Consider the following 26758-nt stretch of genomic DNA (forward strand, 5'->3'; position numbering starts at 1 on the left):
GTATTTTGTTAAATATACTTACAAAGAATTCCTAACTCTAAAACACAGCGAATTTACCTTTTATTAGTTTGATCAATAATAGAAAAACAAATAAGAAAACTTTAATAAACCAATTATATCATCTTCTGTAAAAATCACTAATTTTGAAAATCGAAGTTCAAAAATCAATTTTTATGAAATATCATCAAATAAACAGCGCTCTTTTTGTAAAAAATCGCAGAAAATTCACGGCAGAAATGAAACCTAACAGTGTTGCCGTTTTCAACTCAAATGACATTTATCCAATTAGTGCAGATAGTACTTTGCCCTTTGCTCAACACAGAGATATTTTTTATCTGAGCGGTGTAGATCAGGAAGAAAGTGTTTTGCTTTTGTTTCCGGATGCGCCGTATGAAAATCAAAAAGAGATTCTTTTCCTGAAAGAAACCAGTGAACATATCGCTATCTGGGAAGGCGAAAAACTAACTAAAGAACGCGCTTTTCAGGTTTCTGGAATCAGAACTGTTTATTGGTTGCAAGATTTTCATAAAGTTTTGAACGAAATGATGACGTATGCCGACACAATGTACATTAACACAAACGAACATTACCGCGCAACTGTTGAAACAGAAACTCGCGAAGCTCGTTTTGTAAAATGGTGGAAAGAGCGTTATCCTGCGCATAATGTCGCAAAAAGCAACCCAATTTTGCAGCGCATTCGTTCTGTAAAAGAAAGTGAAGAAATCGATTTGATTCAGCAAGCTTGTGATATTACAGAGAAAGGTTTCCGTAGATTGCTTTCGTTTGTGAAACCAAATGTTACGGAATATGAAATTGAAGCCGAATTGGCTCACGAATTCATCCGCAACCGTTCTAAAGGTTTTGCTTATACGCCAATTATTGCTTCTGGAAATAATGCGAATGTTTTGCATTACATCGAAAACAATCAGCAATGTAAAGCAGGAGATTTAATTTTGTTGGATGTCGCGGCAGAATATGCCAATTATTCTAGCGATATGACGAGAACGATTCCGGTTTCGGGAAGATTTTCTGATCGTCAAAAAGCGGTTTACAATGCGGTTTTAAGAGTTAAAAATGAAGCTACAAAAATGTTGGCTCCGGGAACACTTTGGAAACAATATCATATTGAAGTGGGTAAAATCATGACTTCAGAATTACTTGGCTTAGGTTTAATTGACAAAGCTGATGTTCAGAACGAAAACCCTGATTGGCCAGCTTACAAAAAATATTTCATGCACGGAACTTCTCACCATATGGGTCTTGACACGCACGATTACGGATTACTTCATGAACCAATGAAAGCGAATATGGTTTTTACGGTTGAACCGGGAATTTATATTCCGGCAGAAGGTTTCGGAATTCGTTTGGAGGACAATCTTGTGGTTCAGGAAAAAGGAGAACCTTTTAACTTAATGCGTAATATTCCGGTTGAAGTGGATGAAATCGAGAGTTTGATGAATGAATAAATAGAATAAAATAAAGCCCTTAATAATTTAGATTATTAAGGGCTTTTAAATTTATAAACGTTTATTTATCCGATTTTTGAAATCTGAAGATCCAATTGAAATTTACCATCAGCTTCGTTTCCGTTGATCAGTTCAAAAAGCTCTAAAGCTCTTCTTGCGTTTTTCTCTTCTTCTCTTTGCTCAGCAACATACCACATCATAAAATCTTCTGTAGCATAATCATTTTCAGCTCTACATTTTGCAATTACTTTATTGATTGCCTGAGTAACTGCAATTTCGTTTTGCAAAGCAATTTCAAATACTTCTCTAAAAGAAGCAAATTCTTGCTGTACTTCTGGAACAGATGGTGTAATTGCTATCCCTCCCATATCTGTAATGAATTTGAAAATTTTTAGAAAATGCTCTCTCTCCTCTTCAGCCTGCTTATAAAAATACGATGCTGTATTCGCATAACCATTTCTATCCAGCCATGCAGCCATAGCTAAATATTTATTAGAAGCGTCACTTTCTATTTTTGCTTGTAAATTCAATATATTTTCTATTCCTTCAACTAATGAAGTACTCGTTCTTAGTAAATCTTTCATAACCTTTAATTTTTATACGTGTAAAATTACAAAAATTAAAGACGCAACTGTAAAGGTCTGAAAATTTGGATTTAATCTAAGTAAGAATCTAAATAAGCTCGACGTTGACAGTATTACAAAGCAGGGAATGTAAAGTAAGGGTAAATTTAGTTCCATTTAACAAATCTCTTAGCTGCACTATTTCGCAGATCGTAAGATTTCTGGAAAAATTTCTTTTGGTAGTTTCAATCAATTGTGCGTCTGACTGATCAGACAAGTCATAAAGCATATTGAGAATATCAACGCTATTAACCTTTCTTTGAAAAATCAAAAAATCATGAATTTTATAACTAGACACAGTATCAACAAAATTGATAATTATACTATTAGTCAAATCACATTGATAACTGTATCCTTTTTCGGTTTCAAATAATATTTTGTTGGTCAAATCACTAACTAATGCCATTCTGATAAAATATAATAACAGTGCAAAAATATAGAATTTAAAGCAATAAAAAACATAATTAAGACTAATTTAAAATAACAAAATCATTTAATGTTCTTAAAAACAGCTGAAGTCTATCAAAAACTGTAACATTCAACAGTATTATTAGTCTAATTTTAAAAACAAAAAATTTAGAAATTATGCAAGCGCACGAAATAGATTATCAGATTTTTGGAGAAGAAATGCAGTACGTTGAAATTGAACTAGACCCGCAGGAAATTGTAATTGCCGAGGCCGGCAGCTTTATGATGATGGAAAACAACATTCAGATGGAAACAATATTTGGAGACGGTTCTCAACAACAAGGTTCCGGTTTGTTTGGCAAACTTTTAAACGCAGGTAAAAGAGTTCTTACTGGTGAAAGTTTGTTTATGACGGCTTTTTTAAATCAAGGCAACAGCAAAAGCAAAGTTTCGTTTGCATCGCCATATCCCGGAAAAATTCTCCCTATTGATTTAACGCAATTTCAAGGTAAATTTATCTGTCAAAAAAGCTCTTTTTTATGCGCTGCAAAAGGCGTTTCTGTCGGAATAGAATTCTCTCAGAAATTAGGACGCGGATTATTTGGTGGAGAAGGTTTCATTATGCAAAAAATCGAAGGAGACGGAATGGCATTTGTACATTCGGGCGGAACAATGGCAAAAAAAGAACTAGCGACAGGTGAAGTCTTAAAAGTAGATACGGGTTGTATTATTGGCTTTACTAAAGATGTAGATTATGATATTGAATTTATAGGCGGAATCAAAAACTCTATCTTTGGCGGAGAAGGTTTATTTTATGCAACCTTAAAAGGTCCGGGAACCGTTTATATCCAATCTTTACCATTTAGCAGATTAGCTGACAGAATCATTGCGTCGGCACCGAGATCAGGTGGAAATGGCCGTGACGAAGGAAGCTTGCTAGGCGGACTCGGAAATCTTTTGGATGGCGATAATCGCTTTTAAATTAATAAGATTTACAAACGGCTTTCATTTCTGAAAGCCGTTTTTTTATTTCAAAACAATTCCTACTATAATAAAAATGATATCACTATCGAATAAATATTAACTCAAAAGCACATATGTTTCTTATACAGCCTGTGCTTTCTTATATTTGTACTTTAAAATTTAAATTATCATTTTGAAAAGCACTTTATATAAAAACACAAAGATATCATACACCGATTCTGGCGAAGGAAATGCAATTGTATTCCTTCACGGCTTTCTGGAAAACAAAAAAATGTGGCAGGATTATGTTGCTCTTTTCTCAAAAAAATATCGTGTAATCACCATCGATTTATTAGGTCACGGCGAAACAGAATGTCTGGGTTATGTACATGAAATGGAAGAAAATGCAAATGTTGTGAACCAGGTTTTAGAACATTTAAATATTGAGAAAGCCATTGTTGTAGGCCATTCTATGGGAGGTTATGTTGGTTTGGCTTTCGCCGAATTATACCCGGAAAAGATCCAGAAATTGGTTTTATTGAATTCTACTTCGAAAGAAGACAGCGCTGAGAAAAAACTAAACAGAACTCGGGCTATTAAAGCGGTAAAACAGAATTATGTAAATTTTGTTAGCCTTGCAATTGCAAATTTATTCAGTGAAAATAACAGAACGCGTTTTGCTTCTGAAATCGAAAAAGCAAAAGTACAAGCCTTAAAAACGCCTTTGCAAGGCATTGTAGCTTCACTTGAAGGAATGAAAGTAAGAAAAGACAGAGAGACTCTTTTACAAAAAAATCTTTTTCCGGTTTTACTCGTTTTAGGCAAGAAAGATCCCGTTTTAAATTATGAAGAAAGTCTTGCCCAAATCGAAGATACAACCGTAGAACTTGTTTCTTTTGAAGACGGACACATGAGTCATATTGAAAATAAGGAAGAGCTGGAAATTGTACTGGCTGATTTTTTCAATAAATAAAAACAAACAAGATCAAAAAAGGCTGTTCAAATACTATTGAAACAACCTTTTTTGATTACTAAAATTAAAAAACAAGTCGATAATTTTAAACTGTTTAAGGTATTTTTTCTTCGAAAGGAATGTTAATGTCAAAAATCTCGTTTAAAAGTAAAGCTATTTCTTCTAAATAATTATTGAGAATTTCCGGAGTTATTGTAATAGTAAGTTCCTTATCTTCCTTAAAACCAAAAGGAAAAAATCCGGATTTTAGATTTTTAAACGAAATAATTCCAACTTCAATGGGAATATCTTTCATTTCATTTTCAAACATAAACGCATAAGCAAGAACCTGAATAATTTTGTCGTTTTTAAGCTCCTCTGTCAATCCATTCCACGATTTCAGTATAACGTTTGCTTTTTCTACTTTTCCGGTCTTATAATCGATGATTCTTATTTTTCCGTTACGCAATTCAATTCTATCGACATTCCCTTTAATTAAAACGGGGAAAGGCAAACTCGGATGATTGAATTCACGACCAAAAGTTTGCTCTAAAGCAATAATTTGAACGGCATCTCCATTTTGAATTGATTCTAACTCCATTTTCAGAAAATTAGAAACATTTCGCTTTGCAACCTCAAAAGCCAGAAGATTGCGGCCTTTTTTAATTTCGCCTTCTTTATAAACTAATTTAAATTGCTTTAAAACTTCATCATCCAATAATTTAAAGCAATTTGAAATATCGGCCTCCGAAATAAATTTACCAATAAATGGCGTGTATAATGTTCTTAATATCTCGTGAATTATAGTCCCAAGAGTATTTAGAGCAATATTCTCTTCAACTTCTTCGACTTCTCGAATCCGTAGAATTTTTTGAAAATAAAAATCAATTGGATTTCGAATATAACTTGTTAAAGCCGAAGGAGAAAAACCCGTCAATGCAATTTCTTTCAAACGTTCCATCACTGCCTCCGACTTAGGAACCACTATTGGTTGATAGGCCGTTGTAGGCAAAGCAGGATTATAAATATCAAAAATAAGATTGTGCTTCGGTTGTTTTTCAACTTCCAATTGCGTGATAAAACGACTGCGTTCACCGGCATCCAAACCGTCGTTTTCGGTATTATATATCAAATAAATATTTTTGGCTCTCTGCAATAAATGGTAAAAGTGATAGGTATAAATTGCGTCTTTTTCTTTAAATGTTGGCAAACCCAACTCTTTCTTCACATCATAAGGAATAAATGAATTCTGGGATTTTCCGGCAGGAAATTTTCCTTCGTTCATAGAAGTTACGATTACCGTATCGAAATCCAAAACACGGCTTTCCAAAACTCCCATAATCTGTAGTCCTCGTAGAGGTTCTCCTTCAAAAGAAACTTCTGCAACGTCTATAACTTGTTTGTAGATCGCATACAAAGTATCAATATTATCAATATGCTGATGTTTAGAGTAATAATTAATCAATTTATTAATTACCTTGAAGATTGCATAAACAAAAGCTTTAGCAATTTTTTCTTCTTCATTATCATTGCTAAAATTTTCTTTTATTAAAAGCAAAAGTGCCGAAATATTCTCTAAAACTGCAACTGCACCACTTTCCCATTTTTGAAACAATAGCTGAAATAAAGCTGTAGAATTAGATCCAAGTTCAATGAGCCTGTTATGGGTTATAAAAGTGTAATTATTCTCTTTTATAATCTTTACTAAATTGTTTGCATTTGCATAAGGCTCGACTAATGGATGTGTTAAAACATCAAGTACATCTTTATAATAAAACACATAGCTCTCCCCTTTTCTTGAAAGCGCATTAGTATGCATCTTAAATAATTTTGCAATTAATATTTGCGATGGATTATTTTTACCCGAATAACCCATTGTTATATTTAATGCTCCAACCGAAGATGGCAAAGCATACAAAACCGGCATTAATAAATTTTCTTCCCCTAAAACAATTGCAACTTTGTCAAGAGATGTTTCCGGCATTTCCTTTATTATGCTATCTATAATATTACCAGCCAATTTGGCCTGCCCAATAGTCTTCGGAGTTCCAATTACCTGAATGTTTTTAGACTTAGAAAAATCATCTACAATCCACTCAAAAGGATTTGATTTATAATATTTCCAGTTCTCTTTAAAACGTCTTACAAATAAACCAGCATCATGATATGGATCATTCAAAAAAGTTTGATCTGCATCCCAATAAATTTTAGCCTGATCAAGAGCCAAAAGATGCTGCACAATTTTTTCTTCAGCTGCATTTAAAGCATTAAAACCAGCAAATACAAAAACACGATTTGAAATGGTATTCGAAAAATGATTTAGATTATTAACTGCTTCGCGGTAAATTAAACCTTGATAACCAATTGCTTTATTTAATAAATGATCATACAATGAATTGTAATAAAGAGGCAGTAGTTTCCAAAAATCAATATAATTTTCTAAAAGCTTTGTTTTGTTTTCTACTTCTATTCCCCATTTTTTAATATCCTCAATATCTTTCAAGTAAGACAGAACGTGAGATGGCTCTAATAAATAGCGATCGATTTCATTAAAATCCTGCAAAAGAGTTTTCGCCCAGTTGGCAAACAATTCAAACGACTGTTGGTTTTGTTTTTCTGTTACGGAGAGATAAACTTCATAGAACTCAAACAGAAGCTCAATCGAGTCAACAGATCTGATTGAAGCCACATCCTGTACAAATTCTTCAATACTAATAATTTCAGGAGAAAGAATAGTTTGTTTAGTTTCTTTTTTCAGAGCTTCAATTAGAAAAACTTTTGCTCTTTTGTTTGGAAGAATAATAGTAGTTTCCGCCAATTTAGCCGAATAATTCTGAATTATAACATTCGCTATTTTTTCGAGAAAAGAAGAATTTATCATTTGATAAAAATAAAAAAAGCCATTCAATTAAGAATGGCTTTTCTGTATTATTTACAAAGTAAATTATAGTTTACCTTGGTATTTAGAACCAATATGTTTGATTTCAGTTCTTCTGTTTTGTGCTTTACCTGCAGCAGTTTTGTTACTTGCAACTGGTACGCTTGATCCAAATCCTTTAGCAACTAAGTTTTCTGGATTAACACCTCTTTCGATTAAAGCATTCATAACAGCGTTTGCTCTATCTTCAGAAAGTTTTTGATTGATTTTTGCAGAACCTGTACTATCTGTGTGTCCTTCAATAGAGAATTTCGCGTTTGGATAGTTTTTAAGGATTTCTTTAATAGCATCTAATCTAGCTGGAGTTTCTTTATCTCCTGTTTTGAAAGTAGCTTTTCCTGAGTTAAAGTAAACCGCTCTCGCTTGAACTTTAAGATCTTCTAAAGCCTCAGAAGTTACTTCTGGACATCCTCTGTTTGAAGCGGGACCTGCAACTGTAGGACAATCATCATCTTTGTCTAAAACACCATCTTTATCAGCGTCTAAGAAAGGACAACCACCATTTTCTTTAGGACCAGCAACAGTAGGACATTTGTCATCTTTGTCAGCGATACCATCACCGTCAGCATCTGGACAACCTTTTAAAGCAGCTAAACCAGCAACATCTGGACAAGCATCATCTTTATCAGCAATTCCGTCTCCGTCAGTATCAGGACATCCGTTTAATGCAGCTAAACCAAATACATCTGGACAAGCATCACTAGCGTCAACGATTCCGTCTCCGTCAGTATCAGGACATCCGTTGAATTGTTTTAAACCTGCAACATCTGGACAAGCATCATCTTTATCGTAGATTCCGTCTCCGTCAGTATCTTTACCTCCGAATTTGAAGATAAGACCAGCAGTGTGTTGGAAATGAGATGGAGTGTCAATTTCTCCATTGTAGTCATTTCTTCCTGGAGGATCACTTGGAGAAACTGCCCATTTATATTTAGTAGCAAGCTCTAAACCAATGGCATCTGTAAACCAAAAAGTAATTCCAGCACCTGGATTTACAGTTCCAAAACTATCATCTCCTAAGAAAGTATAACCTCCACCAACAGATAACGAAGGATCGATTACTTTAGATTTGATTAATTCCTGGAAGCTATATTTGATAGTAGCATCAATTCCATAATACATCAAATCACCAGGATTAGTAACAACATTACCTCTTCCGTCATGCCCAGGAGCAGTTGGTCTAAAGTAAACTGCTTTATCAATTTTGTTTACTGACCCTTGTAAACCTACAGAGAAACCGCTTCCTACGTATCTAGATACACCAATGTAAGATAGAGAAGGAAGAATATTCCAGTTGTCTTTTACAGCGAATGGCTGCGAAAAATGTTGATCAAAGAATCCACTTCCACCACCAGCACTGGTTCTAGTGTCAACGGCATTAACTCCAAAAGAGATAGCCCATGGATTGTTACTGTCTTGCGCGTGAGAAGTTAACCCCATCACCATCATCACAGCAACTAAAAGTTTGTTAAGATGTTTCATACTTAATTTTTTTAATTACAATTTAGTTAATTACAGACAAAAGTAACACCAAATTTTTTAAATACAAAATGAAATGTTAAAAAAAACCTACAAAAATTATTTAAAATGGGAATTATATAACTTTTAACATTTTTCCTACTGATATAAAAGCATTTATTGCTTTATCCAAATGTTCTTTAGTATGAGCGGCCGATAATTGAACTCTAATTCTTGCTTTTTCTTTAGGAACAACCGGAAAGAAAAACCCAATTACATAAACTCCTTCCTTCAAAAGCTCATTAGCCATGGTCTGTGACAACTTTGCATCATATAACATAACAGGTACTATGGCAGAATCACCATCTATAATATCAAAACCGGCTTTTTTCATACCTTCTTTGAAATAATTGGTATTCCATTCTAATTTATCTCTTAAGGAAGTATCTTTCTCCAGCAACTCAAACACTTTAATCGAAGCTCCAACAATTGCCGGGGCAAGTGAATTTGAGAACAAATAAGGACGTGAACGTTGGCGCAGCAATTCGATAATCTCTCTTTTCGCAGTAGTATAACCTCCCATCGCACCACCTAATGCTTTACCTAGAGTTCCTGTGATAATATCGACTCTGCCCATTACGCCTTTTGCTTCAAGAGTTCCTTTTCCTGTTGCACCAATAAATCCGGCAGCGTGGCATTCATCAACCATTACCATTGCATCATATTTGTCTGCCAAATCGCAAATTTTATCCAAGGGCGCTACAATACCATCCATTGAGAAAACACCGTCGGTAACAATTAATTTAAAACGGGCACCAGCTTCGTTGGCTTTAATTAATTGTTGTTCCAAATCTGCCATATTGCTATTTTCATAACGATATCGGGCAGCTTTGCACAAGCGTACACCATCTATAATAGAAGCATGATTTAAACTATCAGAAATAATGGCGTCATTTTCCCCCAATAAAGGCTCAAAAACTCCACCGTTAGCATCAAATGCTGCTGCATACAGAATCGTATCTTCAGTACCGTAAAATTCTGCAATCTTTTTTTCCAGTGTTTTATGAATATCTTGTGTACCGCATATAAAACGCACAGATGACATTCCGAAACCATGTGTATCCATCGCATCTTTTGCAGCCTGAACAACATCAGGATGTGAAGAAAGTCCTAAATAATTATTGGCACAAAAATTCAAAACTTTTTCTCCTGTTGAAATTGTAATTTCTGCATCTTGTGCAGACGTTATAATTCTTTCTTTTTTGAAAATCCCGTTTTCTTCAATTGTCTGCAGCTCACTTTGCAAATACTCTTTAATTTTACCGTACATTTTAATATATTTAATATGTTAAAAATTAACAAGTTAACCCCATTAAACTCTTAACATCTGATTAATTTTATCACAAATTTACCACATCGATTTCGGTTCCAATATACACTAATGCCCTTTTTAACACTTTGTACCCTAAATCCTCAATTGCATCCTGATATTCTTGAATTTGCTGTGTGTATTTTGAATTTATTGCTCCGGTTTTATAATCCAACAAATATGCTTCTTTGTTTTGAGTTAAAACAATTCGGTCCGGTTTTAATATCTTTCCTTCTTTTTGTACGATTGTCTGTTCGTTCAGAATGTTATTTTTCCCATCAAAACAAATATTCAATTCAGGATGATTCACTATTTCTAAAAGTGTCTGCAGGACTTTTTCGGCCTGATCAAAATTTATCAAACCATTTTCTAATGCTTTTGTCACTGCCAAATCAACATCTGATTTATCTTTTATAAAAGCTAAAATCTCATGAACTATATTCCCATAAGATATCGCTTCCTGTTGATGCGTTCCCCACATTAAGGATTCTCTTTGGGCAATTTTTATATTTTTCGGATTTAAAACTTCTGAAACAACAGGAATAGTTTTAACTAAATTTAATACTTCACCTGAAATGGAAAGTCTTTTTCTATCTCCAAATTCGTATTGTAATTTTTCTGAATCATAAACTCCTTTGTGTATTAAATATTTAATAAAAAAAGAAGCCATATTATTTGGGAATTCTCCGTCTTTTTTCTCGTTTAAGGATTGGGATATTACATATAATTGTTCCTCGGCACGAGTTAATGCTACATACAAGACATTAATATTATCCAGTAATTCTTCTTGTTTTTTCAAATTAAAAACCGCCGAAGCGCTTTCGCCAAAACCTTCAACCGCACTGCTGTTATCTATCAAAGCTTTTGGAACCCCTAAATCTGCATCTTCAGCGTCAAGCCATAATTTATCTTTGGGTTTTCTACTATAATCTTCTTCTGCAAAAGGCATAATTACAACCGGAAATTCCAAACCTTTCGATTTATGAATGGTCATAATTCGAACGGCGTTATTCCCTTCCGGAGATGGAATGCTGAATTTGTGTGCATTTTTATCCCAATAACTCAAAAAATCAGCAATTCCGGCTTGATTTCGAATATCGCGTTCCAAAACAATATCCAGAAAATATTGCACATAAGCGTTTCCTTCTAAAGGAAGAACAAATTTTGATATGATAATCTCTACAGCTTCGTACAGCGATTTTTTTCGAATATCCTCAAATGAAAGCGAAACATCAAATGCCAAAAGCCATTTTTCGAAATCATTTTCAAACCTTTGAGCCATGCCTTGCGCGATAAAATCATGAATTGGCATTTCAATTTCTTTCGTATTTCCCAAAAAATGTAGGAAGTTTGCTTTTGCCTCCAGATCAATGCTATTGTTAAGATATTTTAGCAAATGAACAATCAAACGAACTTCTGTTGCATTTTGAATCATCAAAGTTTCTGATGACAAAAGCGGGATATTTTGTTCTGTTAAATAATTTGCAATCGCAATTCCCTGATCTCTTTTTCGGGTCAAAATCACAATATCACGATATTCAAAACCTTGACGAAGAACATTCTTAATTGTATTTAAAGTTGCCAGAACATACAGATCTGATTTTTCAACAACATCGTCCTCATCTGCAAAATCATTTTTCTCAATTATTGGAAGGAAAGAAATATTTACATAACCGCCTTTTTTAGAATTTGAATTCTGAAAACTATGATTCTCGTACAAATCCTTATAATCTTCATTAGAAAATTCAGTCGAAATCAATTTAAAAAAAGCATTATTAAAATCAATAACTTCACTATAACTTCGGTAATTTGTATCTAAATGTTTGATTAACTTATCCGGATTATTGAACGGATTTTCATCTTTACTTAATTCAATAAACTGTTCTGCTTTTCCTCCGCGCCAGCGATAAATTGATTGTTTAGGGTCTCCAACAATCATTAGCGTTCCCTTGTTTCCTAAATCATCCTGACCAGAAAGTGCATTGTCAATTAATGGAATTAAATTTTGCCATTGCATCTCTGAAGTATCCTGAAATTCATCTATAAAAAAATGACGATAACGCTCGCCCAAACGCTCATAAATAAAAGGCGCTGGCTGATTTTGGATTTCACGATGAATAATGGCATTGAATTCTGAAATTGACAAAATATTTTGCTCCGATTGTATTTTGGCAAGCTCGTTACTAACAGTATTTAGCAATGAAAGCGGCGTAATATTTTTTAAGAATGCTTTATAAAAATCTCTTTTTTCAAAGTTTTTATAAATTTTATCCAGAGATTGAAGCATCTCGGGAATTATATTTTCAATTATTGTCCTGTCTTTGGCTGTTTTATTAATGGCAATATCATCAAACTCATGAAACGTTTTATTTCTCGGATTGAATTTTCCATCGCGAATACTTTCTAGATGATTGGGAAAAGTTCCTCTTGAAAATGATTTCAAATCAATTCCGTTTTTTTCAATTAATGAAAGAAGTTCTAAAGCATAATCAGCATTTTCTTTTTCTAAATCGCGACATAAAATCGACATTTTCTTTTTGATGGCGACAAATTCTTCGATTGAAGTATCATGAAAATGAGAAATTTCATTTCGATTATTTTCGTTTAAAACTAATCTTCCTGTTTCAAGAATTTCGCGCGAAACATCCCAACTTTTATCATCGTCGGTTTTTTCCATCGTAAAATCTATCAATAATTTTGTCAGTGTTTCGTCCTGACCGGCTTGAGCAATAATTGCATCTACAGCTTCTACCAATAAATTTTCGGTATCCAAAGTAACCTCAAAAGTCATTAAATTAAGATCGTGAGCAAAAGCACGAATTACTTTATGCGTAAATTTATCTATGGTAGAAATATCAAAAGCAGCATAATTATGAATTAAGTGCTTTATAATATTTTGAGATTTTGTTTTGATTTTAATTATCGAAAGTCCTGTTTCACGAGACAAATCTTCCATTAAATCCATGGCTTTCGCCGAAGGTGCTTCCTTTGTAAATTCAGACAAACTGCCAACAATACGGCTTTTCATTTCGTGAACCGCCTTATTTGTAAAAGTTATTGCCAGAATATTACGATAGGCGTCATTTTTTGGGGATGAAAGAATAATTTTTAGATATTCTCTAACCAAAGTATAGGTCTTTCCCGAACCGGCAGATGCATCATATATAGAGAAAGACGGACTTTGCATATGTTTGACTTTAGTAATTGTAAAAATAGCACAATAATATTAAATCCCACTTATGTGAAATTCCAATAATAAAATCCCAAATTCCAATAACAAACAGTAATTCCAATTATAAAAAATTCCAAAATCCAAAATCAGTGCGCAACAAACGCTTTAAATATTGGAATTTGGAATTTTATTATTGGGATTTTTAAAAATTTAATTTTTCGGAAATGCTCTTGTATTGAAAATAAGCAAAATACCAACTCCTGTAGAAATCGCCATATCGGCAACATTAAAAATAGCATTAAAAAACATGAAGTGTTTACCTCCAAAAAATGGCAACCAGAATGGAAGATTTCCTTCCCAGATGGGAAAATAAAACATATCAACTACTAAACCATGAAACCATGTTCCGTATGGTTGTGGAGAAAAAAGTGTTGCTAAATTATTTGTACTGTCATCAAAAATAACTCCGTAAAAAACAGAATCTAAAATATTTCCGGCAGCTCCGGCAAAAATCAATGCGATCGAAACGATCAAATAAGTGGAGTGACGTTTTTTAATAGAATCTGCCAACCAATATCCGATTCCAAAAACCGCAAAAATTCTAAAAACGGTTAAAATTAATTTTCCGTATTCGCCAGGAATTTTTGTTCCCCATGCCATTCCTTCATTTTCAATGAAATGGATTCTAAACCAATTAAAAACTTCAACTTCTTCACCTAAAATAAAATTGGTTTTTACATAGATTTTTGAGATCTGATCAACAAGTAAAACTAAAAATATGAGGAAATACGCTTTTCGTAATGACATTTTGTGATTTTTTGATGCGCAAAAGTAACAATTTAATCAAAAAAAACGCTCCTTATGGAACGTTAATTCTTTTGTGGTAAAACGAATTAAATAAACTTAATTGTTAAACAAAATATAATTATTACTTTTTGACAGGTGTTTTTGGGCTGTCTGCAAAAAATTCAGAGATAGATTTAAGCAAACCTTTGCCCTCTTTCCCAGCGCTGGCTCTTTTAGCCACATCTTTGTCAATCTGAGATTTTAATTTAACTCTCATCTTTTCAAATTCTTTCATTCTACTTTCAACATCCGAGTTCACATCTTTGAATTTCAACACTTTAGCCATAATGTAAGTTTTTTATAGTGAAAAATAAAATTATTTAACGGTTTGGTATTACAATGATACAGAAATTAATTTATATTTGTTAATAAAATTAACACTTGTTTAAAGTAAATATTTATATTTATTTCAAATAAACTGTTGATATCTATCATTTTTAACAACTTCTCAAAACCATGTAAAATGAATGAAATCACCTCTACTCTAAACACATTTTTAACCACTACCAAATCTACTTCTGCCTTAATTTTAAACGGAAAAGGAAAATTAATCACTTCCTTACATGTTGATTATGGAGATAGTGTTGCCGCAATGAGTGCTGCAATTTTATCAATGAGCGAAAAATTTCTTTCTGATTTAGAAAAAGGCTCACTAAAGCAATTATTTTTAAAAACATCTGATGGAGTTGTTATTGGAAACAAGATAAACAGCTCAAATTTTGTAATTGCTTTTTCAAAAGACGGAACTAATCTGGGCTTGTTAATGCGCAACACCGATGAGCTTTCGGCTGAACTCAGCAAAAATTCCCTATTAAAATAAAACATAAATCTATTAACAACAAACCCAACTAACTATGAGCAACGACTTTTTAAATGTGTTTTTAAATGAAATGAAAACCAACGTAAACGGCTTTATCGCTGTAGCTGTAACTGAAATTGAATCAGGATTAAGTTTTGGAAACTTGACCATCGATCCTTCTTTTGACCCGGAATTGGCCGCAGCTTACAATCTTGAAGTAGTAAAAGCCAAATTGAGCGCTGTAAAAGCCTTAAATTTAAATCAGGATATTGAAGATATTTTGATTACGCTTTCTAACCAGATACATATTATTGACATTTCTCCAAATAAGAAATTCATGATCTATCTTGCTGCAGATTCTGCTAAAGCAAATTTAGGAATGACAAGAGCTGTTTTAAGAAAACACAAACTGGATTTAGAGAAAAACCTGGCTTAAGCAGTCAAGATGATTTAGAACTATCCATTTAATCAAGATAGTTCTAAATTATTTTATTTCACTTTAATTCATCTTCTTTCAGAACTAACTTTCCTGAAGCAATTTACTTTTTTCTATATATAACAAAAAAACGCTCCAAAAGGAGCGTTTTTATATATTATCGTTGTAGATTTTTTGCTTCGATACTCATTGTTGCATGAGGTACTATTTTCAGCCTTTCTTTGCTGATTAGTTTACCTGTTACTTTACAAATACCGTACGTTTTATTTTCTACACGGAATAAAGCATTTTTAAGGTCACGGATGAATTTTTCTTGTCTGATAGCCAACTGTGAGTTCGCTTCTTTGGACATTGTTTCACTTCCTTCTTCAAATGCTTTGAATGTTGGTGAAGTATCATCAGTTCCGTTATTTAAATCATTCATGTAAGCACTTTTTATTAAATCCAGATCGGCTTGTGCTTTTTGTATTTTATTTTGAATTATTTCTTTGAACTCTGCTAAATCAGCATCAGAGTATCTTGTAATTTCATCTATCATGGTATTTATATTATTTTGAAATTAATATCACTGTTTTAATATTATCAAACTCAATTTCTGTGCCGTTTTCCAAGGCGTCTACAAAAACCAGGTCATCTGTTAATGTCTCAGACTTAATATAGTCTTCATTTTTAAGAATTGCTTCTTCTAAAAGACCGCTTCTTTGTATTTGAACTTTAATTTTATCAGTAACCTCAAATCCTGAATCTTTACGGATATTCTGAATTCTGTTTACTAATTCTCTCGCGATTCCTTCGTTTTTCAATTCTTCAGAGATTGTAATATCAAGCGCAACTGTAATTCCGTTTGAATTTGCAACCAGCCATCCTTCGATATCCTGAGATGTTATTTCGACATCTTCTAATGATAAAGTTACGTTATTTCCAGCAATAACAATATCTAGCGTTCCCTGCTTGTCCAATTCATTAATCTGATCTGCAGAAAAAGCCTGTATCTCCTTAGAAATCAATCCCATATCTTTTCCGAAACGAGGCCCTAAAGCTTTAAAATTAGGTTTAATCTGTTTTACCAGGATTCCTGAATCATCATCTAAAAGCAAGATTTCTTTTACATTTACCTCAGCTTTTACTAAGTCAGAAATAGCTAAAATTTCAGCTCTCTGATTCTCGTCAAGTACCGGAATCATTACCTTTTGCAATGGTTGGCGTACTTTTATCATTTCCTTTTTACGCAGTGAAAGAACCAAAGATGAGATGGTTTGTGCTTTCTGCATTTTGCTCTCTAACGTTTTATTAACAAAGTTTTCGACAAATTTTGGAAATTCAGCCAAGTGAACACTGGCATATTGCTCAGATTGTGTTGAACTTGTTAAATCGCGGTACAATTTATCCATGAAAAAAGGAGCGATTGGAGCGCTTAATTTACTGATCGTTAACAAACAAGTATAAAGCGTTTGATAAGCCGCGATTTTATCGTGAGCATATTCGCCTTTCCAGAAGCGACGACGACATAAACGAACGTACCAGTTACTTAAATTTTCCTGAACAAAGTCAGAAATGGCTCTTGCTGCTTTTGTTGGTTCATAATCTTCATAACATTCGTCAACAAATTTTATTAACGTGTGTAATTCAGATATAATCCATTGATCGATTTCCGGTCTTTCGTTTAACGGAATTTCCGCTTCAGCGTATTTAAACCCATCGATATTGGCATATAACGAAAAGAATGAATAAGTGTTGTATAAAGTTCCGAAGAATTTACGACGCACCTCAGCGATTCCTTCAATATCAAATTTTAAGTTGTCCCAAGGATTTGCGTTTGAAATCATGTACCAACGTGTGGCATCAGGACCGTATTCTGCAATTGTTTCAAAAGGATCTGTCGCGTTTCCTAAACGTTTCGACATTTTTTGTCCGTTTTTATCCAGAACCAAACCGTTTGAAACCACATTTTTATAAGCTACCTTATCAAAAACCAAAGTTCCGATAGCGTGCAGCGTATAAAACCATCCACGAGTCTGATCAACACCTTCTGCAATGAAATTTGCAGGAAAATCTTTGTTCTCGTCGATTTTATCTTTGTTTTCAAAAGGATAATGCCATTGTGCATAAGGCATTGCTCCAGAATCGAACCAGACATCAATTAAATCACTTTCGCGTTTCATTGGTTTTCCTGAAGCCGAAACTAACGTAATTTCATCTACTACATTTTTATGTAAATCGATTAAATCATAGTTTGACTCAGACATGTTTCCGATTTCAAAACCTTTAAACGGATTTTCTTTTTGAAAACCTGCTTCGATAGATTTTTCGATCGCATTGTATAATTCTTCAACAGAACCAATAAGAACTTCTTCTTTTTTATCTTCAGTTCTCCAAATTGGCAACGGAATTCCCCAATATCTAGAACGAGATAAGTTCCAGTCGTTGGCATTTTTTAACCAATTTCCAAAACGTCCTTCACCAGTAGACTTAGGTTTCCAGTTGATAGTTTCGTTCAGGTCGAACATTCTATCTTTTACATCGGTTACTTTAATAAACCATGAATCTAGTGGATAATATAACAACGGTTCATCAGTTCTCCAACTGTGTGGATAACTATGTACGTATTTTTCAACCTTAAAGGCTTTATTTTCTTCTTTTAATCGAATCGCAATTTCAACATCTACAGAACGCTCCGGCGCCTGACCCGCATCATAATATTCATTTTTCACATATTTACCAGCCAAATCACCTAAATGCGAAGTGAATTTTCCTTGTAAATCTACCAAAGGAACTGCTGTCCCGTTTTCGTCTAACACCAACATTGGCGGTACTTCCGGAGTTGCTTCTTTTGCAACTTTAGCATCATCGGCACCAAAAGTTGGAGCGGTATGTACAATTCCTGTTCCGTCTTCTGTTGTTACAAAATCTCCTGAAATTACTCTAAAAGCATTTTCAGCATTTTGATAAGGCAATACGTATGGCAATAATTGCTCGTAACGAATTTCAACTAAATCAATTCCTTTCGCTTCCGCTAAAATTTTATACGGAAGTTGTTTGTCGCCATTTTTTACTTTTTCGAAATCAGCTTCGTCTTCACTTGCAAAAAATCCTTTTCCGAATTGTTTTCCAACTAAATTTTTAGCCAAAACAACATTTACAGGTTCAAAAGTATATTGATTGAATGTTTTTACTAAAACGTAATCGATTTTTGGACCAACTGTTAAAGCAGTATTCGAAGGCAATGTCCACGGAGTTGTCGTCCAGGCCAAAATGTGAATATCTCCAAAACCTTGTAAAAACAAAGGCAATGTTTCTGGTAAAGTTTTGAATTGCGCTACAATTGTAGTATCTGTAACGTCTCTGTAAGCTCCCGGCTGGTTTACTTCGTGAGAAGACAATCCTGTTCCTGCTTTTGGAGAATACGGCTGAATCGTGTAACCTTTGTACAACAAACCTTTATCGTAGATTTGTTTTAAAAGCCACCAAACCGATTCCATGTATTTTGGTTTATAGGTTACATACGGATCTTCCATATCTACCCAATATCCCATTTTTTCGGTCAAATCGTTCCATACGTCGGTATAACGCATTACGGTTTTTTTACACGCTTCGTTATATTCTTCGATAGAAATTGTTTTACCAATATCTTCTTTTGTAATTCCTAATTCTTTCTCGGTACCCAATTCTACTGGTAATCCGTGTGTATCCCAACCTGCTTTTCTTTTTACCTGAAAACCTTTTTGAGTTTTATATCTGCAAAAAATATCCTTAATTGCACGTGCCATCACGTGGTGAATTCCCGGCAATCCGTTTGCTGAAGGCGGCCCTTCAAAAAACACATAAGGCTCTGCGCCTTCGCGGGTTGTTACACTTTTTTCAAATATATTTTCTTTCTTCCAAAAATCAAGAACTTCTGACGCTACTGTTGGCAAGTCAAGTCCTTTGTATTCAGTAAATTTTGTACTCATTTTATCCTTTTCTTAAACGAGGTGCGAAAGTAAGAAATTTTGAATTATTGACCGCCAATTTCTCGAAATTTCACAAACTTTTGTTGAGATAATAAATACAAAAACAAAAGAATCGATTAGTTACTGGCATTATTCTCAAAACTTTGAGCAAATAAACCAAAAACTAATCGATTCTAAATATCCGTAACAGGATGGTAACAATTATTTAAATCCGCCGAAATATACTTCTTTCATAAAGATTCGATTTCCAAAAACAGGATTAATTTCAATTTTCTCCCTTTGTTCCTGAAAAATAGTTTCTCCATTAAAATCTTCAATTTCATAATTGATTTTGTACGGAATTTTTCCAGAATTTAATGTTGCAACCGGACGATAATCTCCAAAAAGTTTTTTCTCAAAAAAGCTCTTGTTTCCGTTATCAAATTCAGTTTTTTCGGTAGAAACTATATTGAAACTTTCTTTATCAATAAAAACGTGATAATCTGTTTTAGGAATTGTTCTGTTACCTGTACTTAACGTTTTCTCAAAATAATTCAAATGATAACACATTCTTCCTTCATACATTTCATCTGGTAAAACTTCAAAATTATTCCACAAATCAAGTCTTAAATCGGTAAGAAAATTGATTAAATCTACATTTTTAGACAAATTACCAAAATCATAAGCCGTTAATTTTGTCCATTTTGCATTCAGGCCGCTTTCGCGATCGTCGTGACTCCATGCTTCTGCTCCATTAACTATTTCATAATAGCTTTCGGGCATTTTTTTTCTAAGAAGATAATTCGAGTTCGTTGCCCATTTTTCTTCTGTTTGAGACACATTATTTCCTTCAATTTTTAATTTAGAAAACAAATGTGCTTTTTCGACTTTTTTTAAGGCTTCACTTCCTCCTAAATTAGCAACCACTTTTGCCAATAAATTAGCATTTAACTGGTAAGGTATTGAATCGAGCATATTAAATCTTTGCATTCTTGCTTTCTCTACGCTTGCTTCTCTGTTTGCTTTTTCAACTTCCCATTCGGCTTCTTGCTGAGATATTTTTTCAAAAAAAGCCAATCTTCTTTCTTCTTTTTCCTCGGCAATTTTAACACCTAATTTTTTAAGATCGGCAAAACGTGTCGTATGGCTTCTTATTTTCTTATCAGCAAAATAACCATTATTTACTTTTTTAATAATCGAAGACCCTCTTGAATCCTGTTTATCATTCTCGACAAGTAAATTGGCATACGTTAATGCTTTTTCTTTGTTTTCAAGTAAAAAATAAGTCTCGGCCAAATTGTTGGTTACAATAAAGCGGATGTTTTCGTTTGCAGGCGAAGGAGGATATTTAACCAGCAAGCTTTCCAGATATTGCAAATGTGGTGTCAGCAATTTTTCATCTAAACCTTTTTCCAAGGTCACTTTTTCCATCTGAGCCGTTATTTCGTTCTCAAATGCCAACATTTGGTTATATTCAGAATGCCCTTTAGAAGTTACAAATTCAAATTTTATTTTGGCTTCGTCTACGTAATAAGCCAATTTATAATTTAGAAAATTTTGAATTCTGTCGACAGAACTAAAAATGATATGATCTATCCCTAATTCTTCTGCTGTATAATCACCGTCTTTTTCAGCTTGTGCACTTCTTTTATTACTTAGCTCAACAGCAAGTTTCACCTTGCCTTTTTCGTACATACCACCCACTATATGTGATTCCGTACTATTAAAATCCTGAGTAAATAAAATTTTATCTCCACACTTAGCATCCACTTTTATTTTTACATCATAATTAGAATAAACCTGAAATTCCCAGCTATTTCTTTTTTTATCAAATGTGCTATCTACTTTCGTTGCATTAAACTTAGGCAACGCAACGGTCAAGAAAATTTTTAGTTTTCCGTTTGCAGGATCTTTTATAAAACCATCAATGTTAAAATATTTTTTCTTTAAAATAATCTCCTCTTGAATCAACTCTTTATCCATTTGATAAAAAGTAGTTTGCGTTAAAGCATTATCAAGAACAGGAAATTCTGAATATTTGATTACTGGTATATAAAATTTCTTCTTTTTCGAATTTATTTTTTCTTGTGCCTGAATTGAGGTAATTACAAGCAGAATAATAAAGAGTAAAGTTTTTTTCATAGGCAAAAAAAAAGCCATCAGAAGTAAATCCTGATGGCTTTCTGTGTTTTAATATTATTTCTTATTGAAGATTTGAATAGACTTGTCTGAAACATAAAAAATGTTTTGTGTCGCAGGATCTATTTCATAAAGTGGTTTGTTGTTGTTGAAAATAATTTTGTCAACTTCAACTCCGTCAGCTTTACTTACTTTTACTAATATTTTTTCTCCAGTATCTGCTTTTGCAAAAATATAAGAGTAATCTCTGTTTTGTTTCATTGCGTTGAAACGTTTGTCAAATTTAGCCGCTACCAATCCCAAAGCTGCTGAACCAGCTGCCATGTCTCTTGATTGTTTCATTTTTGATGAATTCTCTTCTCTAACAACAGTAGATCTCATGTTTCCGTTAGAATCGCGGTATGTCATTGTTAATTCAGAACCTTGGATAGCACTTACTCCAGAACCAATTCCTAAACCAATACTTCCTGCAATTGCAGCACTTTTAAGTAAACGTCTTGTTCCTTCACCCGGTTGTGTGTATACGTGGTGGTATTTTACAGTTCCGTCCAGATTAACTCCCATTACTTCAACTGGTCCTGAAAGAACAACTCCCCAAGGGAATAATTCGATACTGTTTAATTCTTTTTCTTTTTTGATGTTTACTTTAGCAAACGGCTCTGGCTTATCGCTGATGCTTGGATCAAATTTGTATAATTTTTCGTCGTTGTAAACTAAATACGAATTTGTTGCTTCGTCGTAAGTTGGTAAAACCGGACGGCTTTTATCAAAATTGATGTTACGTTTCCAAAGTTTAACTCCGGTTTTGTAATCAACCATGTTTCCGTAAGTAGCGGTTAAGTACATTACTTTTTCACCTACTTTACCTAAATAATAAATTGGGTCTTCTTTGTCATCAGAAATTTCGATGAATTTTTTCCAAAGTTTTTCTCCGTCTTTATTAATTAGCATCATTTCATTTTCTGCAACATACAAGAAATCCTGATCGATTGGAATTACTCTTTTCAATCCGTCTCCACGTGCATCTTTTTTCCAGATTTTTTCTCCTGTTTTTAAATCAAAAAAGTTGAAACCACTGTTGTGGGCCACCAATAATTTTGTTCCCCAATCTTCTAAATAAACAACTTGTTTTGTTTTGATAGATTCTTTCCAGATACTTTTTCCGTCATCTGTACTTAAAACATTTAAATATTGTTTATTAGAAAATAAACCTGCAGCGTTTACTACAACAATATTTTTGTCATTTTGAGTTTCATAGAACTTTGTATATTCTTCTGCTGCTTTCCAGTTTAATTTTCCAGTTTCTTTATCAAAAGAATATAAATTACCGTAAAGTAAATAATAAACTGTATTTCCGTGAATTTTTGCTTTGTTGGTATTAGCAGATAATTTTAAAGAAAAACTAATCATTGCTTTTGCTTTGTCAACAGTTGTAGTCCATTTAAGTTCTCCTGTTGCCATATCCAATAAAGCAATTGCCATATCTCCGTCTTTTTTCAAAGTAAGAAGGTATTCATTTGTTTCAGGAATAAAATCTGATTGAAATACCCAGAAAGATTCTTTAGAAGAGTTGTAAACAACTTTTCCTGTATCTGTATTGATAATTAAATACTTTGAATTGATATAAGCTTCAACATAAGGACTTCCCGAAACGGTTGTTAAGTCTCTTTTGTCTTTGAACATGTTTCCAAAATCTGGATCTGTTAATATATCTTTAGATGTAATTGTTCCAAAATCTTCTTTAGTCAAAGTCCAGACAACTTTTTTTGTTTCCGGATCTAAACCTTTAACAGTTCCACCTTCTTTAAAAACAACAATTCCTGTTATTTCGTTTTGAACAATATCCTGTACACTGTTCTCTGTTGTGATTATTTCATCATATTTCCTTTGAGCAGTAATTGAAAAGCTCACCAGGAAAATCAAAATAATCGAAAAAGTAATTTTCTTCATAGTTCGTTTTTTTTTTATAAATTAGTAAATTAAGTATGGGCAAATTTTTTGATCAAACTAATCGTTTGCGAATATATATAAATTATAGTTTAATTAAGAAAAAATTTCCCTCAAAACATCTAGTGATTTTGGCCTCTTAAATCCCTCTAAATGAAAACTATAATAGTCAATTAAGACTTTTAGTAAGACTTGTCTTTCAACCACATGAAATACCCTCTGATCGTTGTCAAATTTTAGGTCAATTAATTTTTTAAACAGATTTGTTTCATGCTCCGTTAAAGTATTTATACCATGAAAAAGTGTAAAAACGCCATCGTTTATTTCAAAATAAGGCAAATCAATTTCGGAGATATCCGGATAAAAACCCAAATATTTTGTTGCCTCTAAAAGTAGGATTAAATGAAAATTAGAAACTTCGTCATGATGGTCAAACCAAATTAAGGCTGTTTCTAAAAATTCAAAAAGCGATTCGTTTTTTTCTTCTTCCTGAATAGAATGATGCAGCATTTCTGAAAGAAACATTACAATGGTACTTTTTACGATGTCGGTATGGATGGTTTGAAAAGGAACTGCCGTTTTTATTTCTTTTAAATTTTCAAGCGTGCCTTTGTTCTTATGAACAGCTTCGATTTCTAAAATCGAAAATGGCTGGAAATAAGCAATCTTCTGACTGGTTTTTCGATTTGAAAAAGCGTCACGCACAAAATAAGATTTCAGTCCGCTTGAAAGTGTAAAACATTTTACGATCAAACTTTTTTCCTGAAATTTTAATGCTGAGATAACAATTGCTTTGGTTTTGACTAACAACTTTTTATTTTAGATTTTAGATTTTAGATTTTTTGAATCTGATATCTGATTGTCAATTATCATTTTGAAAAGGGAGAACGAGACTGAAAATTATCTAATTATCTCAATTGCCACATTACCTAATTATCATTACTTTCTTTACTTTAGTTTCGCCACCGTCCTGCGCAGAAATAAAAATCATATACACGCCAGAAGCCACTTTATATCTTCCAAAAGCTGTTGTATCCCACTCAATTGTTCCGCCAGCCGAAGTTGCTTCGTAAACTAAACTTCCTGTAATATCGGTAATTTTTACATTGGCTTTATCCAGCAAGCCTGCAATTTTTACCGTTCCTGTAAACTCCGGACGTACTGGATTTGGGTATACATATACACTATTCAGATCTTCGTTGGCGCCTGTTGCAATACCACCAAAAGAAATCAATCCCTTATTGGTTGCAATAAAAACTTCTCCGGTTGTACTGTTGATTTTTATATCGTTGATGCCATTACTTGGCAAAGGTGAATTATTTATAGTAAAATGATATTTCGTTTCCTGGCCGTTTGGCGAAACCATAAAAACTCCCGAATCTGAAGTTCCAATCCATTTATTATTGGCTCCGTCGACTACAATTGAAGTAATGAATTGCTCATACAATAATTCCTGAGCCAAATTATCATCTATAATAATGATTGCATTTGCCGTTAACTGGTTTTCTGTTTGAAAACTGCTTACGTTTGTCAAAACCCTCAATCCTTTTGTGGTACCAATCCACAATTGGTTTTTAGTATCAACTGCCAATGCACGAACATCAACAACAGGTAAATTACCAACATCGGTACCAAAGGTCATTTTTTTAAAGGTATTGGTAGTTTCGTTAAAACCCACTACTCCTTCTCTGTAAGTAGCGATCCATTTCGTATTATTTTTATCTACAACAAGAGCTCCGTAAGAATTGTTCTCGGCATTATTAAGGATCGTTGCCAGGGAATAGCTGCCCCATTGTCCGTTTGTTTTTAAAACTTTCAAACCATTTTTAACCCTGCTATTCGTTATCCATAGATTTCCTGATTTATCAAAAGCTGTTGCATTGACACGAATGTCTACAACATTATAATTATCAACTTTTAAACTTTCCAGACTGCTGTTTTTTTCATTGTACAAAATAGTCGGAGTATCGTTTTCTAATTTTAATAAACCTGAAAAATAGGAACTTGCATAAACCTGATTCTCATTATTCGGATTAACAATAACACGAGAAATTGATTTTGCATCAAAAACTTCTTCGTAAGGAATATTTAACCAGCCTGAAGTATTGTACTTACTAATGCCGTAACTATCTAAAGGATAAGGATTATAACTCAAATCATAATCACCATAAACGGCCCAAACACTATTTGGACTAACATCTAATGAGAAAATATTATTTCGTAACGGTCCGGTTGGCGTTATATTTTCGAAAGCTGAATTCCCGGAAAGAGTGGAAGAAAATAATCCGTTTTCTTTTGTACCAATGTAAATCACGTCTCCAACAGCAGTTGCGCAAGTAAAACTTAATGTATCATCTAAAACCTGAGTATTGCTTATTTGACGATTTAAAACCATTTTGTTGTTATAGACATAAACAGAATTTGCTGTTGTAATAAACAAATTATGATTTTCTGCTTTCATATCTGCAGAAGGCTGCGAAAGCTGTAAAAACCCAGTAAATGTATTTGAATTAAATCGATGAATATATCCAACAGAATTAATTGCAATAAGTTCTGTATCCAACGTTTCAACGCTTGACCAATCTCCGGAATTTACAACTGCCCATTGATTAAAGTCAATTAAATTAGGACTTGTACTATTGGCTCTTCTAATACCATTGGAAGTTGCTGCGTAAATAAACCCGTTAAAAAAAGCGGTTTGTTTTACACTAATTTCGGCTCCGTTATCACCTATAAAGTAAGTATCGCCAAATTGAGACGTAGTTAAATTAAATTGTACAATACCAAAATCGCATGAAACATAAATCAGACCATTATATTCCATAAAATGATTGACTTTTTTAATATTGGCCGCCAATTGTTTATTAATGATATCGACTTTTTTTATTATACTTCCGTCAGTTTCATTGATCACAATAATCATCCCGTTTTCGTAACCAATAATTGTTTTTTTGAAAGTTTCACTATGATATACAGCCGAAATTGTTTGTCCAGAAAGTCCATCAATTGTAGTGGTTGTTTTAACAGCATTTGAAACATTACTTTTAGAGAACAAAGCATTTTCTGAAGCAGCAAAAACAGTTGTCGAACTTTCTGAAATATCTTTTATTTCATTAAATGAAAAATAACCTTGCCACGATAAAGTATTCTGTGCAAAACTGAACTGCATCAAAAGAAAAAACAAAATATACAGAAACCTTCTCATCATATTAAATGTATTCGGATAGGCAAATATACTACAAACGAAAGTATTTGAATTTTGTTCTGCTTTTAAAATAGAAGTCCTTTTTTTAACCATTAAGAGATTAAGAAA

At 33.2% G+C, this 26758-nt stretch carries 19 protein-coding genes; 5 read left to right on the forward strand and 14 right to left on the reverse strand.

The window, feature by feature from the left end:
* Nucleotides 1-173 precede the first annotated feature (173 nt).
* Nucleotides 174-1466, forward strand: coding sequence for an aminopeptidase P family protein (locus tag SD960_RS14475; RefSeq protein WP_318804230.1), 1293 nt, complete (start codon nucleotides 174-176; stop codon nucleotides 1464-1466).
* A 65-nt stretch (nucleotides 1467-1531) separates the two neighbouring features.
* Here SD960_RS14475 and SD960_RS14480 read toward each other — a convergent pair whose 3' ends face one another.
* Both SD960_RS14480 and SD960_RS14485 read right to left on the reverse strand, forming a co-directional pair.
* Nucleotides 1532-2050, reverse strand: a complete 519-nt coding sequence (locus SD960_RS14480) for a ferritin (protein WP_318804231.1) — start codon at nucleotides 2048-2050, stop codon at nucleotides 1532-1534.
* A gap of 88 nt (nucleotides 2051-2138) precedes the next feature.
* A complete protein-coding gene (locus SD960_RS14485) occupies nucleotides 2139-2495 on the reverse strand; it encodes a hypothetical protein (protein WP_318804232.1) in 357 nt (118 codons plus the stop codon).
* A gap of 179 nt (nucleotides 2496-2674) precedes the next feature.
* Here SD960_RS14485 and SD960_RS14490 point away from each other — a divergent pair, with 179 nt between their 5' ends.
* Both SD960_RS14490 and SD960_RS14495 read left to right on the forward strand, forming a co-directional pair.
* Entirely contained in the window at nucleotides 2675-3478 is an 804-nt protein-coding gene (locus SD960_RS14490; protein WP_318804233.1) for a TIGR00266 family protein, read from the forward strand.
* 175 nt (nucleotides 3479-3653) lie between these two features.
* Nucleotides 3654-4433, forward strand: coding sequence for an alpha/beta hydrolase (locus SD960_RS14495; RefSeq protein ID WP_318804235.1), 780 nt, complete (start codon nucleotides 3654-3656; stop codon nucleotides 4431-4433).
* A gap of 94 nt (nucleotides 4434-4527) precedes the next feature.
* On the opposite strand, the gene SD960_RS14500 is transcribed toward SD960_RS14495, so the two are convergent.
* From SD960_RS14500 to SD960_RS14525, 6 genes are all read right to left on the reverse strand, one after another.
* Nucleotides 4528-7293 (reverse strand): PD-(D/E)XK nuclease family protein, encoded by a 2766-nt coding sequence (locus SD960_RS14500; protein WP_318804237.1) that lies wholly within the window; start codon nucleotides 7291-7293, stop codon nucleotides 4528-4530.
* Between the two features lie 63 nt (nucleotides 7294-7356).
* Nucleotides 7357-8832 (reverse strand): OmpA family protein, encoded by a 1476-nt coding sequence (locus SD960_RS14505; protein ID WP_318804239.1) that lies wholly within the window; start codon nucleotides 8830-8832, stop codon nucleotides 7357-7359.
* A 112-nt stretch (nucleotides 8833-8944) separates the two neighbouring features.
* Nucleotides 8945-10138, reverse strand: coding sequence for a glycine C-acetyltransferase (kbl, locus tag SD960_RS14510; RefSeq protein WP_318804241.1), 1194 nt, complete (start codon nucleotides 10136-10138; stop codon nucleotides 8945-8947).
* Between the two features lie 70 nt (nucleotides 10139-10208).
* On the reverse strand, nucleotides 10209-13364 hold the full coding sequence (locus SD960_RS14515; protein WP_318804242.1) for a UvrD-helicase domain-containing protein: 3156 nt from the start codon (nucleotides 13362-13364) through the stop codon (nucleotides 10209-10211).
* Nucleotides 13365-13559: 195 nt separating this feature from the next.
* On the reverse strand, nucleotides 13560-14156 hold the full coding sequence (locus SD960_RS14520; RefSeq protein ID WP_318804244.1) for a lipoprotein signal peptidase: 597 nt from the start codon (nucleotides 14154-14156) through the stop codon (nucleotides 13560-13562).
* Between the two features lie 121 nt (nucleotides 14157-14277).
* The gene (locus tag SD960_RS14525) at nucleotides 14278-14481 is read right to left on the reverse strand and encodes a hypothetical protein (protein ID WP_318804246.1); all 204 of its coding nucleotides are present in this window, start codon (nucleotides 14479-14481) and stop codon (nucleotides 14278-14280) included.
* Nucleotides 14482-14658: 177 nt separating this feature from the next.
* On the opposite strand from SD960_RS14525, the gene SD960_RS14530 reads away from it, so the two are divergent.
* Complete coding sequence (locus SD960_RS14530) at nucleotides 14659-15015, forward strand: roadblock/LC7 domain-containing protein (protein WP_318804248.1); 357 nt, start codon at nucleotides 14659-14661, stop codon at nucleotides 15013-15015.
* 34 nt (nucleotides 15016-15049) lie between these two features.
* Nucleotides 15050-15430 carry a hypothetical protein gene (locus SD960_RS14535; protein ID WP_318804249.1) on the forward strand — a complete coding sequence of 127 codons (381 nt, stop codon included), beginning with the start codon at nucleotides 15050-15052 and terminating at the stop codon, nucleotides 15428-15430.
* Between the two features lie 157 nt (nucleotides 15431-15587).
* Here SD960_RS14535 and SD960_RS14540 read toward each other — a convergent pair whose 3' ends face one another.
* From SD960_RS14540 to SD960_RS14565, 6 genes are all read right to left on the reverse strand, one after another.
* Complete coding sequence (locus SD960_RS14540) at nucleotides 15588-15968, reverse strand: TraR/DksA family transcriptional regulator (protein ID WP_026983623.1); 381 nt, start codon at nucleotides 15966-15968, stop codon at nucleotides 15588-15590.
* Between the two features lie 10 nt (nucleotides 15969-15978).
* Nucleotides 15979-19380 carry an isoleucine--tRNA ligase gene (gene ileS / locus SD960_RS14545; RefSeq protein WP_318804255.1) on the reverse strand — a complete coding sequence of 1134 codons (3402 nt, stop codon included), beginning with the start codon at nucleotides 19378-19380 and terminating at the stop codon, nucleotides 15979-15981.
* A gap of 201 nt (nucleotides 19381-19581) precedes the next feature.
* On the reverse strand, nucleotides 19582-21501 hold the full coding sequence (locus tag SD960_RS14550) for a hypothetical protein (protein WP_318804257.1): 1920 nt from the start codon (nucleotides 21499-21501) through the stop codon (nucleotides 19582-19584).
* A 54-nt stretch (nucleotides 21502-21555) separates the two neighbouring features.
* Nucleotides 21556-23448, reverse strand: a complete 1893-nt coding sequence (locus tag SD960_RS14555) for a PQQ-binding-like beta-propeller repeat protein (RefSeq protein WP_318804258.1) — start codon at nucleotides 23446-23448, stop codon at nucleotides 21556-21558.
* 93 nt (nucleotides 23449-23541) lie between these two features.
* Complete coding sequence (recO, locus tag SD960_RS14560; RefSeq protein WP_318804259.1) at nucleotides 23542-24255, reverse strand: DNA repair protein RecO; 714 nt, start codon at nucleotides 24253-24255, stop codon at nucleotides 23542-23544.
* A gap of 115 nt (nucleotides 24256-24370) precedes the next feature.
* Nucleotides 24371-26653 (reverse strand): T9SS type A sorting domain-containing protein, encoded by a 2283-nt coding sequence (locus SD960_RS14565; RefSeq protein ID WP_318804260.1) that lies wholly within the window; start codon nucleotides 26651-26653, stop codon nucleotides 24371-24373.
* Nucleotides 26654-26758: the final 105 nt, after the last annotated feature.

The sequence above is a fragment of the Flavobacterium sp. MMLR14_040 genome, assembly GCF_033657265.1.
GTDB lineage: Bacteria > Bacteroidota > Bacteroidia > Flavobacteriales > Flavobacteriaceae > Flavobacterium.